The organism is candidate division WOR-3 bacterium (assembly GCA_016934535.1).
Lineage (GTDB): Bacteria > SDB-A > SDB-A > SDB-A > SDB-A > JAFGIG01.
The window spans coordinates 1-16,789 of the sequence record JAFGSQ010000058.1 but is presented as its reverse complement, the minus strand read 5'-3'; the positions used below and the strand labels follow the sequence as shown (position 1 = coordinate 16,789).

Annotated in this window: 14 protein-coding genes; 6 read left to right on the top strand and 8 right to left on the bottom strand. The window is 43.2% G+C overall.

Annotated elements, in window-relative coordinates:
• Positions 1-130: 130 nt before the first annotated feature.
• A complete protein-coding gene (locus JXL83_08805; protein MBN2364217.1) occupies positions 131-925 on the bottom strand; it encodes a VanW family protein in 795 nt (264 codons plus the stop codon).
• A 103-nt stretch (positions 926-1,028) separates the two neighbouring features.
• Here JXL83_08805 and JXL83_08800 point away from each other — a divergent pair, with 103 nt between their 5' ends.
• Both JXL83_08800 and JXL83_08795 read left to right on the top strand, forming a co-directional pair.
• Positions 1,029-1,778, top strand: coding sequence for an NAD-dependent deacylase (locus JXL83_08800; protein ID MBN2364216.1), 750 nt, complete (start codon positions 1,029-1,031; stop codon positions 1,776-1,778).
• Positions 1,779-1,850: 72 nt separating this feature from the next.
• Positions 1,851-4,544, top strand: a complete 2,694-nt coding sequence (locus JXL83_08795; GenBank protein ID MBN2364215.1) for a tetratricopeptide repeat protein — start codon at positions 1,851-1,853, stop codon at positions 4,542-4,544.
• Here JXL83_08795 and JXL83_08790 read toward each other — a convergent pair whose 3' ends face one another.
• The 5 genes from JXL83_08790 to JXL83_08770 are packed head-to-tail and all read right to left on the bottom strand — an operon-like array spanning position 4,545 to position 7,857.
• Entirely contained in the window at positions 4,545-4,994 is a 450-nt protein-coding gene (locus JXL83_08790; GenBank protein ID MBN2364214.1) for a methylglyoxal synthase, read from the bottom strand.
• A gap of 40 nt (positions 4,995-5,034) precedes the next feature.
• Positions 5,035-5,847 carry a metal ABC transporter permease gene (locus tag JXL83_08785; protein MBN2364213.1) on the bottom strand — a complete coding sequence of 271 codons (813 nt, stop codon included), beginning with the start codon at positions 5,845-5,847 and terminating at the stop codon, positions 5,035-5,037.
• A complete protein-coding gene (locus tag JXL83_08780) occupies positions 5,831-6,616 on the bottom strand; it encodes a metal ABC transporter ATP-binding protein (GenBank protein MBN2364212.1) in 786 nt (261 codons plus the stop codon). The genes JXL83_08785 and JXL83_08780 overlap by 17 nt, the downstream gene beginning before the upstream one ends.
• Entirely contained in the window at positions 6,609-7,505 is an 897-nt protein-coding gene (locus JXL83_08775) for a zinc ABC transporter substrate-binding protein (GenBank protein ID MBN2364211.1), read from the bottom strand. The genes JXL83_08780 and JXL83_08775 overlap by 8 nt, the downstream gene beginning before the upstream one ends.
• Complete coding sequence (locus JXL83_08770; protein ID MBN2364210.1) at positions 7,453-7,857, bottom strand: transcriptional repressor; 405 nt, start codon at positions 7,855-7,857, stop codon at positions 7,453-7,455. The genes JXL83_08775 and JXL83_08770 overlap by 53 nt, the downstream gene beginning before the upstream one ends.
• A gap of 112 nt (positions 7,858-7,969) precedes the next feature.
• Here JXL83_08770 and JXL83_08765 point away from each other — a divergent pair, with 112 nt between their 5' ends.
• Together JXL83_08765 and JXL83_08760 are read left to right on the top strand one after the other, a co-directional pair.
• On the top strand, positions 7,970-9,319 hold the full coding sequence (locus JXL83_08765; GenBank protein MBN2364209.1) for a TldD/PmbA family protein: 1,350 nt from the start codon (positions 7,970-7,972) through the stop codon (positions 9,317-9,319).
• 12 nt (positions 9,320-9,331) lie between these two features.
• The gene (locus JXL83_08760; GenBank protein ID MBN2364208.1) at positions 9,332-10,564 is read left to right on the top strand and encodes a hypothetical protein; all 1,233 of its coding nucleotides are present in this window, start codon (positions 9,332-9,334) and stop codon (positions 10,562-10,564) included.
• Here the strand turns inward: JXL83_08760 and JXL83_08755 are convergent.
• Both JXL83_08755 and JXL83_08750 read right to left on the bottom strand, forming a co-directional pair.
• A complete protein-coding gene (locus JXL83_08755; protein ID MBN2364207.1) occupies positions 10,561-11,442 on the bottom strand; it encodes an RNA polymerase sigma factor in 882 nt (293 codons plus the stop codon). The genes JXL83_08760 and JXL83_08755 overlap by 4 nt on opposite strands.
• Positions 11,439-12,845, bottom strand: a complete 1,407-nt coding sequence (locus JXL83_08750) for a hypothetical protein (protein ID MBN2364206.1) — start codon at positions 12,843-12,845, stop codon at positions 11,439-11,441. Before JXL83_08750 ends, JXL83_08755 begins: the two co-directional genes overlap by 4 nt.
• 172 nt (positions 12,846-13,017) lie before the next feature.
• Between JXL83_08750 and JXL83_08745 the strand changes: the two genes are divergently transcribed.
• Both JXL83_08745 and JXL83_08740 read left to right on the top strand, forming a co-directional pair.
• The gene (locus JXL83_08745) at positions 13,018-14,184 is read left to right on the top strand and encodes an FIST C-terminal domain-containing protein (protein ID MBN2364205.1); all 1,167 of its coding nucleotides are present in this window, start codon (positions 13,018-13,020) and stop codon (positions 14,182-14,184) included.
• On the top strand, positions 14,181-16,673 hold the full coding sequence (locus JXL83_08740) for a PAS domain S-box protein (GenBank protein ID MBN2364204.1): 2,493 nt from the start codon (positions 14,181-14,183) through the stop codon (positions 16,671-16,673). The genes JXL83_08745 and JXL83_08740 overlap by 4 nt, the downstream gene beginning before the upstream one ends.
• Positions 16,674-16,789 lie beyond the last annotated feature (116 nt).

The following is a 16,789-nucleotide window of genomic DNA, read 5'->3' as shown; positions in this document are numbered from 1 at the left end:
CGATTCGCGTTCATTCGTGTGAATTCGTGGTTATAGTTCTAACTCTTAACTTCGTGTAGATGAATTGTATGCAATTCATCCTTCGTGAAGAAAAAATGCATGCATTTTTTCCTTCGTGGTGGAAATTTTCTTACTCCCCTCTGTCAGTCTCGATCAGAGGGGAGTACATGGTCAGGGCGGAGTTGGAGAATAAAAACTCCTCGCCTATCAATTTCCCCGTCTTTTTTTCGTAAACCTTCCTGAATATCTCGTTCGATCTCGTGAAACACCCGGTTCCGTCACTTCTGAAAGCCGGATTTTTTTCGACAATCTCGTATGTCCGGTTAGGTTCTTTGTCCGACCTGATTTCTCCAGTCAGATATTTTCTTCCCTGTTTGAATCTCAACTGAAATTTATCTTTTGTCGGATTGAAAAGTACGAGGTCTATTTTCGGATAGGCGACCGTCGCGCCGCACCCGAAAGGTATTTTTCTGTTTGCGTCGGGAAAAACATCGTATCCGTGCCTCCACCTCATCGCGATTTGCAGGGGAGAGTGAAGCGCCATCCAGAAAATCATGTTCGAAAGCTGGCAGAGTCCGCCGGCTGTCTGGCTGATTATCCTGCCTCCCGACAAAGTCATGCCGTCGACGTAGCCTTTTTCCTTTGAAGGCTTCTTCAAAAATCTCCAGAAAGAGAATTTTTCGCCTGGAAAAATCATGGCTCCGTCGAGAAAAGGCAGGGCGACGGACAAGTTTATTCTCTTGTTGAGAAGGAGTCTCTTGTCAGGAATGTCAAATTTTCTTTCAAGAGGCGTTTTGTTTGAAAAAACCAAAAAATCGAGATTTTTCAGGTCACGCTTTTTTGAACACCCGCCGGATAAGGCTGTCCACTTTGTATTCTCAAGAGCTTCTCTCAAAGAGCCTAAAATCACTTGTCTAAAAATCATCGTTCCTCAAATCATTTTGTGATCACATTATAAACATATTGGGAAAAAGCATAAACACATTTTCCGACTATCATTTTACGCCGAATGAAAGTTATAATTCAGCGTGAGTTTTAACGAAAACGTCGAAAAAGCCGCTCATATACTGTCCTATTCAAAGAGGACGACAGTCTTTACCGGGGCCGGCATTTCTGTCGAAAGCGGCATTCCTCCGTTCAGGGGAAAGGGCGGGCTCTGGGAGACGTACGATCCGTATTTCATAGACATCGAATTTTTTAAAAACAATCCCGAAGAATCGTGGAAAATGATAGTAGAAATATTATACGATAAAATCCGCGGCAAGAAACCGAACTTCGCCCACGACGGGGTGACGCTTCTCCAGAAAAAAGGTCTCGTCGAGACAATAATCACCCAGAACATAGATTTCCTACATCAGGAATCAGGATCGCAAAATGTTTATGAATTCCACGGGAATTCAAAATTTCTCGTTTGCCTGTCATGTTCGAGCAGGTTTGAGTTTCAAGAAGACGATCTGAAAGTTTTGCCTCCTCTTTGCATGAAATGCGGAGGTTTGCTTAAACCCGATTTCGTGTTTTTCGGCGAACCCATACCTGTAAAAGCGATGAAACAAAGCTTTTATGAAGCCGGTGAATCAGATGTTGTTCTTGTTATAGGAACTTCGGGAGAAGTGATGCCGGCGTGCTCATTCCCATTCGCGGCCAAAAGCAGGGGGGCGCGAATAATAGAGATCAACACCGAGCCTTCAAGCTTTACAGGTTCCATATCCGATGTCTTCATTGAAAATAAAGCCACCTCGGCCATGAAGTTGCTTTTAAAAGTTCTTTGTCTGGAATAAATTCGATAACATGAGATAAACCTTTTAATTGAAAGATAAAAGGTTTAAAATTGTGTTGACGTCGGAAATATTATGGAATCTTCATTTGAAGCTGAGAGCCTGAACAAAGAGACGGGCGATTTGTCGGGCGTCGAAAAAATTGACGCTTTGAACGAGATTTCGTCGAGAATAGTCAACAAAAGACCTGACAAATCTCTCATTCTGGCGAACGAAGCCTTGCGCCTGTCAAAAACAATCGACTACTCTCTGGGTTACATCAAGGCCTTGATGAATCTGGCGTCCTGCTACAAATTTCTTGGAAAACCGGAAGACGCCCTTCCTCTGCTTATACAAGCTCTCGATAAATCCCGTGAAATAGAAAACAATGAAAAAACGGCTTCCCTTTGCAATAAAATAGCACTTATTTATAAAATTACAGGCGACTACGCATCATCGGCAGATTACTATTTTAAGGCGCTTTCTGTCGCGGAATCCTTTTCCGACGAAGAACTCAAGGGCAATGTTCTCAACAATCTCGCCAATTTATACCTCGCCTGGGAAAAATTTGAGAAAGCAGAGGAATATCATCTCAAACTGCTGGCAATCCGTGAAAAAAACGGCCCTTCGGAAGAACTGGCTCACACCCTGAACAACCTCGGAAACCTCTACTTCAAGATGAAAGAATATGAAAAATCACTGGAATTAAATAACAGAGCCCTGGCGATTAAACAGACTTTCGGCGACAAACTGAGCATATCCACCACTCTTTCAAACATAGGAAACATACATCTGGAACTTTATTCAGAAAACAACGACAGACGCCATCTTGAATCCGCCAAAGAAATACTGAGAGAAGCTCTTAAAATAAGGAAGGAATCCAACAACATATCCGGCCTCGCCTCGGCGCACGTAGACATCGCCAGACTGCATATAGCAATGAACGAATTCCGCGGAGCCACAGCAAATCTCGAAAAAAGCATGAAAATCGCGAGTGAAGGCAATCTAAGGACCATTCTTCTTACTGTGTACCAGGAATTTTCAAGGGTTTATGAAGCCGCGGGCGATTATTTCAACGCACTGAAATACAACAAAATGTATTACGAACTGAAGGACAAATTGTTTTCCGAAGAGAGCAACATCAAGATTCTGGAACTGCAGTCGAAATACGAAAAAGAAAAAATCGAGAAACAGAACGAAATATACAGACTGAAAATAGAAGCTAACGAAAACCTCGAATCCATCGTCGAACAGAGGACCGAAGAGCTCAAAAAAGAAATCCAAAGAAGAATCAAATCTGAAGAAGAAATACTGAAATTCAAGACCCTGACGGATGAGGCGGCATACGGTGCGGCGATATCAGACAGCACCGGTAAAATAATCTACGTCAACAACAGCCTTCTAAACATGCTTGGATATTCAAACGAAGAGCTTCTTGGCAAAAACCTGTCGATTTTCAAACCTCCCGGCTCTGACGTCACTCCTGAAAAAATTATTTCACTTCTCACTTTATCCAAAACAGCAATACCGGCCGAAGTAATAGCGACGAGAAAAGACGGCACGAAGTTTTCAGCGCTCATCAATCCCGGTCTCATAAAGGACAGCCAGGGAAAACCGCTGTATCTTCAGTCTTCTTTCATTGACATTACAGAAAGAAAAAAGGTGGAATTCCAACTCAGACAAAACCAGAAAATGCACGCCATAGGGACCATGGCCAGCGGAATAGCGCACGACTTCAACAACATACTCGGCTCAATTTCGACTTTCGCCGAGCTGGCCAAATCGGACATTCCGGTTGGTTCTCCCGCCGTACCCCAAATTGAAAACATTTCAGCCGCCATTGCGAAGGCAAAAGATTTTGTCCGCGAAATTCTCACTTTCAGCAAAGACAAGGAAAAAGAGCTGAAACCTATAATGATCTCAAAATTTGTAAAAGAATCGGCTGAATTGCTAAAAAAATCTGTACCTGGCTCAATAGACGTCAAAATAGATACAGATCCTCTGGAAGATCTTGTCCTCGGTGATCCTTCGCAGATACATCAGATACTTCTGAATTTATTTACAAACGCCCGGTACGCCATGAGAGACAACGGAGGAATAATTGAACTCAGACTCAAGAAGAAAGACAACAGAATAATACTTACCTTTCTCGACACGGGCGAAGGAATTGAACAATCTTCTTTGGATCGCATTTTCGAGCCCTATTATACGACAAAAAAAGACGGCGAAGGATCGGGCATAGGACTTGCCATCGTCCACGGCCTGGTCAAAAAATCAAACGGAGAAATAACAGTCAACAGCGAAATCGGAAAAGGGACTGTTTTCGAGATTTCTTTTCCCGTCCTGGAGAAAAAGCCCGAAAAAGAATCCTCCGCAACCACTACCGTCAAGACGGGTGAAGAGAGCATTCTTTACGTAGACGATGAAGCTTTGTTCGTTGAAACAATGGAAGTAATACTTCGAAGACTCGGATACAATATAAGAGCCGTCAGCGACGCAAAGGAAGCCCTGTCAATTTTTTCAGAAAACCCCAGCTCTTTCGACCTCGTCATCGCCGACTACACAATGCCCGGAATTTCCGGCCCTGAGATGGTGCAAAAGATGAGAGAACTCCATCCTGATGTTCCTGTCATTTTCTGCTCCGGCTTTTTAAACGCCGATATCCAGGAAACGATAAAACACATTCCAAACGCAAAAGTTATGACAAAACCCGTGCCGGTAAGTGAACTCGCCGCGATGATAAGAGAGGTTCTGGACAAGAATGTTTCGATTGACAGGATAAAATCTTAACTAAACATCTCTTTCCGTGTAATCGACAAAATCCGTCTCTTTCGGAGTGTAGTCGCCTTTAAAAAGAGGCGACGAAATCAAAAAATCCGCCGTCGATCTGTTGCAGGCTGTCGGAACATTATACAAAACAGCTATTCTGAGCAGAGCTTTGACGTCTACATCGTGCGGATGCGGCTGCATGGGGTCCCAAAAAAATATGACGACATCCACTCCCCCTTCGGCAATCATCGCGCCCAATTGCTGATCTCCGCCAAGAGGACCCGATTTGAGTTTTACTATCGTGTAATCCTTTATCTCATTTTCAAGCTCTTTTTCTATGAGCTTGCCTGTGGTTCCCGTGCAGATGATGACCTGTCCTTTCAGTGCATCCCTGTTCCACACGGCCCATTCGACGAGATCTTTTTTCTTGTTGTCGTGCGCGACGAGCGCGATATTCTTGAATTCTTTCATGGCATCAATTATCCTCTTTATTTGTTAAAATACGATTAATTTATACGGTTTTTTTTATCAATCTTACCGAGCCGAGAGCCAGGAAATATACAAAAGATGCAAAAATCGTTATTGTCGCACCCGGAGGGGTGTCTGCAAGGTATGACAAAAAAAGCCCGGAAGTCATAGTCGCCACCGAAAATATAACCGAAACAGCTATTACGGATTTGTAACTCCTCGATACGAGAACAGCAAAACTTCCGGGAAGTATCACCAGGGCGGAAACCAGAATTATCCCTATAATTTTTATTGTCAGCACGATGACAACCGCGAGAATCACGAGAAGCGAATAATCCAGAAAAGCCGTTTTTACACCGCTTATGTATGCGGATTCTTCGTCAAAAGAAAGATAAATTATTTTCCTCAAAAAAAACAATACAAAAGGGATTATGGTTATGTCAGCAAGAATCACGAGCAATAAATCTTTTTCAGACACGGCGAGTATGTTGCCGAAAAGGTATCCCGAAAGATCGAAGGAGTATCCCTTTTTCATGGATATGAAAAATGCGCCCAAGGCCATAGACAGCGAAAAAAATATTCCGACGCTCGTGTTAACCGATATGTTTGCGCTCTTTGAAACTTTTCCAATAATTATAGCCGTCAGAACGCAAAAAATCAGAGCCGAAACAAAAGGATTCATGCCAAAAAACACTCCCAGGGCAACTCCGCCGAAAGCCGCGTGTGAAATTCCCACACCGAGAAAAGCCATTTTCCTCGAGTAAATGAAAAAAGAGAGGACTCCGAAAAGCACTCCTGCAAAAACAGCCGTCAGAAGGGCGAGTCTGAAAAAAGAATAATCAAGGATTCCCGGCATTTCTTCTCCTGCATGTCGCGCAATTCTCGTCGTGGACTAGTATCTTTACGTTGTCACCGAATAATTTTCTAATATTCTCGTCCTGGAGACATCCTTCGAGCTTTCCGTGAAAATGCATCTTTCTGTTCAGGCACGCCACAGTGTCTATGTAGTACGACACCGCTCCTATGTCGTGACTGACGAGTATTACAGTGAGGTTCTTTTTTTCTCTGAGTTCGGCGAGCAGTTTATAAAACGCGTCCTGAGCCACGGTGTCGAGTCCTGTCGAAGGTTCGTCGAGGACGAGTATTTTAGGTTCAACCGCAAGGGCTCTGGCTATCAACACTCTTTGCCTCTGCCCTCCGGAGAGATCTCCGAAGCGTTTCACGGCATTGTCAGCCATACCGACGGTGTTCAACGAATCCGAGATAATTTCCCTGTCGGCGCCGTCAAGTTTTTCAAAATATCTTTTTTTCGCATACCTTGAAAGCGAGACAACATCGAAAGCGCTGAGAGGAAATTTTTTTTCGTACTGAGACGACTGCGGAACATATCCAAAAAAACTTTTACTTCGTGCCTTAGCCGGAGTCTCACCAAAAATATTGATTCGGCCGTTTGTCGGTTTTATGCATCCCATTATCGCTCTGAGAAGAGTCGTCTTTCCTGCTCCGTTCGGGCCGACAACCGCGATTATTTCTCTTTGTTCAATCTCCATGTCTATGTCTTCGAGAACCCTGTTCCCGCCCAATACAACGGTTAAATCACTCAGTGAAACGGCTTTGTCACTCAATTTCCATAGCCTCCGCAAGTGTGATTATGTTTTTTTTCATGTTTAAAATGTATGTACTTATTTCAGGATTGTCGGGATCCCCAATCGGATCGAGAACCGCGATATTTGCATTTATTTGACCGGCAATTATTTCTGCCTGTCTCATGTCTGAATTCGCCTCTACAACAATTACTCTGACGCTTTTTTCCCCGGCGAAATCAGTTATTTTTTTCAATTCTGCCGCAGTCGGTTCGTCACCGTGGCCGGTTTCTATGGACAGAGGTTCAGGCAAACCGTAATCATTCGCAAGATAATTCCACGCCGGATGCCATTGGATGAAATATACTTCTTTGAGTTCACTGAATTTCTCGGAAGCGAAAGAGTCGAGAGAGCTTATTTCGCGCTCGAAATTTCGGAAATTATCCTCGTAATAATCTCTTCTGTCCGGTCTTATTTCGGAAACAGTTTCTCTCACAGCGGATGCTATCAACAGGGCATATTTGAGAGAAAGCCATATATGGGGATTAACGCCGGGTTCCATGTTTTTTTCTGAAAAATATTTGTCGAGATACAAAACTTTCGTCTCACTGCCGGCGAATTTTTCCATCCAGCCGTCCAATTCCGGAGATACGCACAAAATAATGTCCGCTTCGGCGAGTTTTCTCGCATCAGAAGGAGCCGGTTCGAAAACGTGCGGATTAGCTCCTGGAGGGACAAGATTGAAAGCGACTCCCGAATCTCCAAGAACGCTTTGGGCAATCTGAGAGATGGGATAAACGGACGAACAGACCAGTATATCATTTTGTACGTCTGCAGTTTTGACGGAACAACCTGTAAAAAAGAGAAATATGGCTGCTTCAAGAACGAGGACTGCGTTTTTTCTCTGAATTAAAGGCGTGAATACATTCATTGCAGACCCCTTTGATGAATAAAATATGTCCTGTGACTTTAAACTTATTCATTTTTTCGATATGGGCTTTGATTTCCTTAAAACCGCACTGGTCGAGTTTTTCGATTCTTTCGCACATCTGACAGGAAATAAAATGACCTCCGTTTTCTTCCGAAATGTAATACAGCCTGCTCCTTCCTTTTGCTGTGAAAACTCCAACTGAACCGTCTCTTTCCATTTTGTCGAGGCTTCTGTAAACCGTCGCCAGGTCCGGTTTTTTTGAAAACCCGGCTCTTATTTCAGACGCCTTCAGGGGTATTTCGGATTTCCTCAATATGATGTCTATCAGATCTCTTGTAATTTTCTTTTTCATAGTCATGCAAATCATTCGCGCAAATCTTTCGCATCAATATTAATCCCCTCATTGATTTTAGTCAATAAAAAACATACAATAACCGGTTCAAGACAGAAAACGAGGAGGGTTAATGTTCAAGTTCCCGAAAGACTATTACACTGATGTAAGGATCGAAGATGTTTTCGAAACAAAAATAACCATAAAAAACGCCGTCACCGAGGAATTCAAAACAAGGCAATACCGGGCCGCATTCATAAGGCTTTTCGACGGTTTCAGCTGTTATTACAGCTCAATAGACGACATAAAAAGAATCCAGGCCGAAATAGACTCTCTTGCAAGTTTTTCAAAAGTTTCGAAAAAAAAAGAAAAAAACGGCCTGCAGTCGGAAGCTTTCAGCAGGTTTGAAACGAACCGCGGAAATTATTTTTCTTTTCAGGAAAACAGCGTTTCGGACATTGGCACCGAAAAAAAGGCCGAACTTCTCCAAAGTTACTGCGACATAGCCCAGGGGGAACCGGAAATCAAAAATTGGAGCGGAATTTATCAGGACCGCAGAATTGTTAAAAGCTTTTATTCAAGCAAAGGGGCGGAACTCAGCTTCGACGTTCAAAATTCCGGATTTAGCGTCAGGTTTACCTTTATTGACGGGTCGAACATACTAAACGAAAGTTTTTCGCGCGGAAACGTTCATTTCGACAAACTCGGAGGCAAACAGGGAGAACTTGAAGAACTTCTCGGAAATTGTTCGGATTTCGTCAAAAAAGCCGCTCCCGTGGCTTCAGGAACGTACAGAGTCATTTTGTCTCCTCTGGCGGCGGGGATTTTCGCGCACGAGAGTTTCGGGCACAAAAGCGAGGCTGACTTCATGTTAGGCGACACAAAAATGGCCGAAGAATGGCAAATCGGAAAAAAAGTGGGAAACGATATGCTTTCTATTATTGACGACGGAAACCTCACTGAAGGCGGATATACGCCTTTCGACGACGAAGGTACTTCCGCGCGAAAGACACATCTCATTAAAAACGGAATCCTCTCGGGAAGGCTTCACAGTGCGGAAACCGCCGCCGATCTCAATGAGGAACCGACCGGAAACGCAAGAGCCGTTTCCTACATGTTCGAACCGATAGTGAGGATGACAAACACTTATATCTTGCCGGGAAAAACGCCGAAAAAAGAACTTTTCAAAAAAGCCGGCGACGCAATTTTCGTCGACTCGGTAAAGCACGGCTCGGGTCTCTCGACATTCACGATAGCGCCTAACCGGAGTTATCTTTTGAAAGACGGAGAACCGGTAAAACCGCTCAACATCTCTGTAATCACGGGAAATGTATTCGAGACGCTGTCAGAAGTCGAAGATATTTCAGACGAGTTGACTCTCTATTCGCCGACAGGAGGGGGATGCGGCAAAAATGACCAGTATCCTCTGCCTGTATCTTTCGGCGGTCCATTCACAACAATCGCAAAAATGAACGTTCAGTGAACGGAGGATAAAATGATTTACGAAAAGATCACGGAAAAACAGGACAATTTCACAATAAAAATACAAAACACTGACGTATCCGGCGTAAAAACAGTTAAAGACACAAAAACGGGCATGCGGGTATATGAAAACGGCAAACTCGGAATAGCCGGCGCCATTGGCATCCGGGACGACGCCGAACTGAAAAAAGCTTCCGTTGACGCTTTAAAAACAGCCGTCGAATACCCTTTCGAACCTGCGTCGGACAGGGAAGAAACATGGGACCACTCCGGCGAAGAAACGACTGGGGAAGAACTGCTGGAAAAAACTCACTCTCTTCTTGTCGAACTCAAAACAAAACATCCTGAATTCGCTTTTTCAAACTCGATATTGAATTCCAAGAATTCGACCGAAATGACAAACGACGCAGGTCTCAGACTTTTTTTCTCAGACGATATTTTTCAGAGCGTATTGTTTTTTAAACAAAAAAATTCATCCAACATCCTGGACGGTTACGTCGGTTTTGTCAGCAGATCTTTCCAGGAAGGCGAAATACTCCGACTGGCCGATCTTGTGTGCACGAATTTTCTCAAAGAAACTTCGATAAAATTGCCTGGAAAATATCCGGTTGTTTTGCTGACAAGTTCACTTTCCGAATTTTCTTTTTTTTCCGAACATCTCAGCGGCCTGAAAGTCGGGACGAAAACTTCGTCTGTTTCGTCCAAAATCGGAGAGAGAATATTTCACGAAAATTTTTCCCTTTATCAGACAAATAATCCCGCGGTGACTTACAGCAGATTTTTCGATTCGGAAGGCACCGTCAACACAGATTACGAGTATCCACTCGTCGAAAACGGCATCTTTAAACAACCTTTCACGGACAAACGCACTTCAGCAAGATTCGGATTCAAAAACACCGGCTCCGCGAACTTTATTTACGACGGCGCGCCGGTCCTCTCTCCGCCTTCTTTCAGAGCCGCAACAACCGCCAGAAAACTAGAAGACATTATAGGAGATCAAAAAGCAGTCTTCGCATATATGCAAATGGGAGGCGACTTCTCCGCCGACGGATTTTACGGATCTCCGGTTCAGCTTTCATACCTGATAGAGAAAGGGAAGATAACCGGCAGACTTCCTCTTATCCAGATTAAATCCAACGCTTTTGAAATGTTCGGAAAATCATTTCTCGGCGTCACGGAAGAAAAATTCTCTCCCCACTCACCCGATCAATACATCGTCATGGAGATGGAAGTTTCAGAAATCTAACCGTCAAAAATTGCATCTACTTCTCTCTGATCCACTATTTTCCTTATTTCGGCAAAAAAATCAGGCGATTTGTACACGGGCTGACACCCGAATAATTTACCGCTTGTTTCTTCGAACCATTTTTCAAGCACTTTCCCTTTTACAGAGCATTCACCCTTCAGATCGCCGAATGTTCCCTGGTAGTTTTTTCTGTCGGGAGTTATCTGTCCGTTTCTTAAAAGCGCGTGCGCCTTAAATTCACATCTGCAATGATTGTCACCGCTGAACAGGCCGCAGTTGTCCCTCATGAAGCCGTAAATTTTTTTTCTCGCCCTCGAAAGCATTTTTCTGAAGTTCTGAGGCGTCACCCGGACTATTTCTGAGCCCTCAATTCCGTCAAAACCGAGAAGTTCCCCAATAATAAATACAAACCTGTGCCTTCTGTCGAGGCACATAATCATCCCCATCAGGCAGTGATCTCTTGTCTCGTCACGCAAAATTTTTGCTTTCACGGGATTAACTTCAAGTCTGGCATCCGGAGTCGATTTGATTACTTCGGAATATCTGTCAAAAGAGACCAAATAATTTTCTGCCAGTGTTTTTTTTGCATCCAAAAGATAATTCATCATTATGCGGAAAAGCCAGGTTTTAAAAGAACTCTTTTTTTCAAAACTCCTGAGGTGAGTTATGATCCTTACAAATATTTCCTGAGAAGCGTCTCTCGCGTCTTCATGACTGCCGAGCATTCTCAAAGATATATTGAAGACGTAGTTCTGATACTTTTTTACAAGTTTTTCAAGAGATTTTGCTTTTCCTTCAAGAGCTTCGTCTATCAACAAGAAATCGTCCGGTTCTTTCAAATCGCTTTTTCCCCCGGCAGACATTTTTTGAACAGTCATTTCACTATAGCAAATTTACTAGATTGTACCGCTTCTTCCCCGTTCATAGTCAAAAAATATACACCGGACGGAAATTCCTCAGTATCAACAATAAATGAATAATTCCCGGCTTCGAAATCCCTTTCGCATAAAATCTCTACCAGAGACCCGTTTATCCTGAATATCTTTATTGAAATAAATTTTCTTTCCGTCACTTCAAAAAAAACACTGAGCGATTGTCCCTGGAAAGACACTTTGAAGCCATCGTTTGGATTTGCAGGCACTTTTCCTGTGTTTTCTTCAATTCCGACAAAGAAAGTGATGTCCGGAAAGTCTATTCTTGCCGGTCCACCGTACGCTCCCATGTCGGCTCTCAAAGATCCCATGGAAGGATACAGTGCGTACCCCGGATTCAGTGAATCTTCAGGATCGCCCGGTGAGGCTGGATCGCCTGAATCCACGCAGGGTGAAGCAGGCGTCAAATGCTTGTTTGAGTCGGCAAAACAGGGATCGCTTCCGATGTTACCGGTTCCTGTGTATCCATTTTCGACGCAGTTGTACTCGGCGACGACTCTTCCCCCTGAAGTGAGATATATGTTGGGATTACCCCCGTTTTGCGAGACGTTGCCCCATAAAATGCAGTTTTTTACCAGTGCAACACTTGCGTAAACCCTTACGCCCCCGCCTCTTTGAAATGAAGTGTTGTTTACAATAGTGTTATTTTCTATCAAAGTTGTGTCTGTGGTCGCTCCCCAGACCCATATACCGGATCCTCCATAGTCATCTCCTCCGTCATTCAGCATTATCAAGTTGTTTCTTATAATACTTCCCGAATAGAATTCAGATATGCCTGCGCCGTATCTGCCATTGTTAAGCATTATTATGTTGCCTGTTATTCTGGGGCTCGCGTCGGCTATCCTGATACCCCCTCCGCCCGCGCTTTGAAGACCAGTAGACACTTGCGTTTGATTGTTTACAATAAAGTTGCCTGTTATTACTGGAGAGGCCGAATCGACGAATATACCCCCTCCTTCTCTGAATAAAGTACCTCCGAAGTGCACGTCAGGCCACACAGTGCCTGTTCCTCCCGTCAAAGTGAAGCCGCATAGAACTGAATTCGTGTCTTCGTGGTCTATGAACCTCACACAGCTCGCGGTGTCAGGATGATAGGGTGCGCTGCCGTCTATAATTGTATTGAGTATGTACGAATTGTCTCCGGTAGTCAAAAACCGGCTCGCTACATTGATCTTTTTTCCGAAAAATCTTATGTTTTCGTAATACCTCCCCTGTTCCACTAATACCGTGTCGAAATCCTGAGCCGCATTAATAGCTTCTTGAATGGTGTTATAGTCAGTGGGCACGTTTATTATCCCGCCTAATATCACGGATGGAATGACCGTCATAGCCAAAAATAATCTTTTCACGATTTCTCCTTTTTGTTTGCGTTTTAAAATATTTAGACTGATTTTTACCTCTTGTGTGACAAACTATTTTAATTTTTAAGGAAAAACATTTTTCGGGTCAAATAAAAATAATTCCGGACTTTATGTATTTATGAAAAAAAGGTAAAATCTGACGTGCTAAAAAGGAAGGGTTATGAAAGTATTTTCACACTTTTCCCTTAATCCCGATCCTTACAAAGCCGGGCTTGAAATAGCCGAAAAGATTGCCCGCATAGATCCTGAAATTGTCTTTATATTCCCTACTATTCATTATGAAGGCTCTCCTGAAACGGCCGAAGCGATGTTCGACGTCATCGGGAAAGAAGACATGGTTTTGGTTGGAAACACAGGAGAAGGATTTTACGAAAAAAACAAGGTTTCAAATTCCGGCGTTTCAGCCCTGGCAGTAAACTCATGCGGTAAAATCAAATGGTATCCGGCTTCTGCTGACGGCATGATCTCGGATCCTTTTTCAGCGACAAAATCATGCATTGAAAAAGTAAACAGGAACTGCAACTTCTCGTTTCCCGTTCTTTATTTCCTGGCTTCAGATTTTCGAGCTGACGCAAAAAAAATAACAAACGCATTATCCGAGACCGTCAGGGGACCTCTTATCGGCGGTTTCGCGGGAGATGAATACTCATTCACAAGCTCTTTTCTTTACTACGGCAGGGAAGTTTTGACCGACAGCATTGTTGCCGTAGCAATAAACGGAGATTTTGAATTCGACATCAAAATAGCACACGAACTCCAGCCCATAGGTTCCATCGGCCGGGTCACGTGCGCAGAAGGTACAAGAATTACTGAAATATCCGGAATGCCGGCAATGAATTTCGTGGAAAAACAGATAGGCAAGCCTCTGAACGTGGTTGACCAGGGAATTATCACATTCAAAGTAACTGAAACAGGTCAAAAACACGGTCACAAAATAAGATCCGTTATGCTGCCAAAAGACAGAAAAGATGACAAAAGCATAATTCTCTTCAGCGCGATTGACGAAGGCGACAACGTCCAGGTTTGTCTTGCCCCGCCTGAAATGATGCTCAAGGATATCAAAGACATCGGGGAATCGATGAACAACCTTTCTTTCAAACCTTCGGCGGCGCTTATTGTAAGTTGCGCGGGACGAAAAAAAGTACTTGCCGACGACATTGAAATTGAAGTGAAGACAATTGCCTCAAAATGCCCTTCTCTTAAGGGTTTGGCAGGATACCCTTCCTTCGGCGAATTCGGAAGCGTCAAAAACAAAACGGGATACACGAAGCCTCTTTTTCATAATATGACCTTCTTAATTCTTCTTCTCGGAGACAAGGAGCTTTGAAAAAAATCTTCGCCAGTATTTCTTCTTCTCCGCCACAACAATTCGAAATCAGAGAGTTGACAAAAAGAGATTTACTGGGGCAACAAGTGGCTGTGTACGCCGACTCGCTCGAATCATTCTTTGGGAAATACGGGGAATTGACTCAACGGATTTGCGGAATTGTCATAACGTTGAACGACAGGTTTGCCGCTTATCCTATATACCCCTTGCTTTGGCATTTCCTCGTTCCCTCCAGTTACAAGAACGACATCTACCATATCTCCATGTATTTTCTTGAACTTATCGATCACGTAAAAAAACTTACCGAAGAAAACGCTTACCTTAATACAGAGATCAAGAGAGAAAATTTAAGTCTTAAAAACGCCTGGCTCAACTATAACGAGACAATAGACCGACTGGGCATAAGAATCGAAGAACTCAAAAACGAAATTTCAGCAAGACAAAAAATCGAAAGTCGTCTCAACCGCCGAATTGATTTTGAAAGCCTTGTTTCAGACGTAACTTCAAAACTTGCAAGTTCGATCGGCGATAATTCCGACGTGACTGTCAGAGACGTTCTCGAAAAAATTGCGGTTTTCACCGGATCGAAAAGCATTGTCATTTTTGAATTGAACGAACCGAACCAAACTGCCAGAGTGTTGATTTGCTGGAGCCGGAAAAAGAAGGGAGAACAATCCTGTCCCGGCAAATCATTCACTTTTAAAAGCGACTTGCCTTTTTTCACGTCGTTAAAAAATTCCGTTAAAGTTTTCACGTCGGATATCTCGGAAAATTCGTTCAAAGATTTTTTCCCGGATATACTGAGAATTTTCGATAAAAACAATTCCCTTCTGGCTCTGCCTATCGAATCGTCAGGACTTGTCAAAGGATTTGCATGCTTTGAAAAAAGTCCGGGTGATGGCTGCCCGAGTGACGAAGACATTAGGTTTCTCAAATTTTTATGCGAAACAATTATCGAATTCCTGGACAAAAGCAGGATTGAAAAAATGCTGATAGAAAGCGAAGAAAGATTCAGGGAAATAACCGAAATGCTTCCGGAAGCCATTGTCGAGCTTGATCAAAACGGTTTGATATCATACGCCAACAGGAAATTCTTCGATCTATTCGGTTATGATGAAGATGATCTGAAAAGTGGGATTTTTGCTTTGGACCTTGTAGCCGAAGATCAGAGAGAAGAAGCGGTAAATTCTTTTTCACGTCGGATCAGGACTAAGAATATCGAACCGGTCGAATACAAAGCCATGAAGAAAGATTCATCGCTTTTTCCGTCCCTTTTTCACGGATGCTTTGAAAAGGGCTTGAATGAACAAAGGAAAGTACGAGGTGTAATTTTCGATCTCACGGAAATAAAAAAGGCTGAAGAAGAACGCCTCAAATTTCAAAAATTGGAGTCCGTCAGCCTACTGGCCGGAGGAATCGCCCACGATTTCAACAACCTTCTCATGGGTCTTTTCGGAAACATTGAAATCGCAAAAATGCTTACCCCGGAAGGAGATAAGGCTTACGCTTTTTTGGAAATTGCCGAACAAGCCATGGAAAACGCAAAAAACCTTACAAATCAGCTGTTGACTTTTTCTAAAGGCGGTGATCCGATCAAAGAGACTCTTTCTCTCGGCGAAGTCATTCTGGAAACGGCGGCGTTCTCCCTAAGGGGAAGCAATATCAAACTTGAACCGGACATACAGAAAGACCTGTGGCAGGTTGAAGCGGATAAAAGCCAGATAAGCCAGGTCATCAGCAATTTGATTATTAATGCCCAGCAAGCCATGCCTGCAGGCGGACTTATATCCATAACCGCGAGAAACAGGGACTCAACCAATGGGAAAAGAATAGAAATAATCGTCAAGGACACCGGAATAGGAATACCTGAAAAGTACCAGGACAAGGTTTTCGACCCATATTTCACAACTAAACAGCACGGAAACGGTCTAGGTCTGGCCATCACACATTCCATTATCAGTAAACACGGAGGCTCGATCTCATTGAATTCAATCCTGGGCAAAGGAACTACATTCACAATATCTCTTCCGGCAAAAATTGTTGAAAAAGCCGAAAAAGAGAACGTCGGAAAAATTGAAGAAGCCGTATCAATGAAGAGTTTTAGAATACTCGTTCTGGACGACGATGAATTTCTTAGAGACATCATAGAATCCATGCTTAAAATAATGGGACATACCGTAGTCTGTTTGAGCGACGGATTACAAGCCGTTGAAGAATACAAGAAATCCATGAAATCAGATTCCGGATACGACGTCGTCATTACCGACCTGACAATCCCGGGAAGCATAGGGGGAAAAGAAGTCGCTGAAAAAATCCTCGCAATCGACCCCGAAGCAATATTGATAGTTTCCAGCGGTTACGCTACCGATCCTATATTGTCCGAATACATGTCTTACGGTTTCAAATCGAGACTTTACAAACCATTCAGGTTTGACGATCTGAAAAAGGCGGTTTTCCACGCCACGGAAACTCTTCACAAACAACCTTAAATCATAAATTACCAATTCTGTATCCATCTAAAAGCAATGAAATAATATCCGGCTGACTCCGGATCTCATCTACAGACCAAAAAGTTTAATAATGGAAATAAATTAACTTAATATAT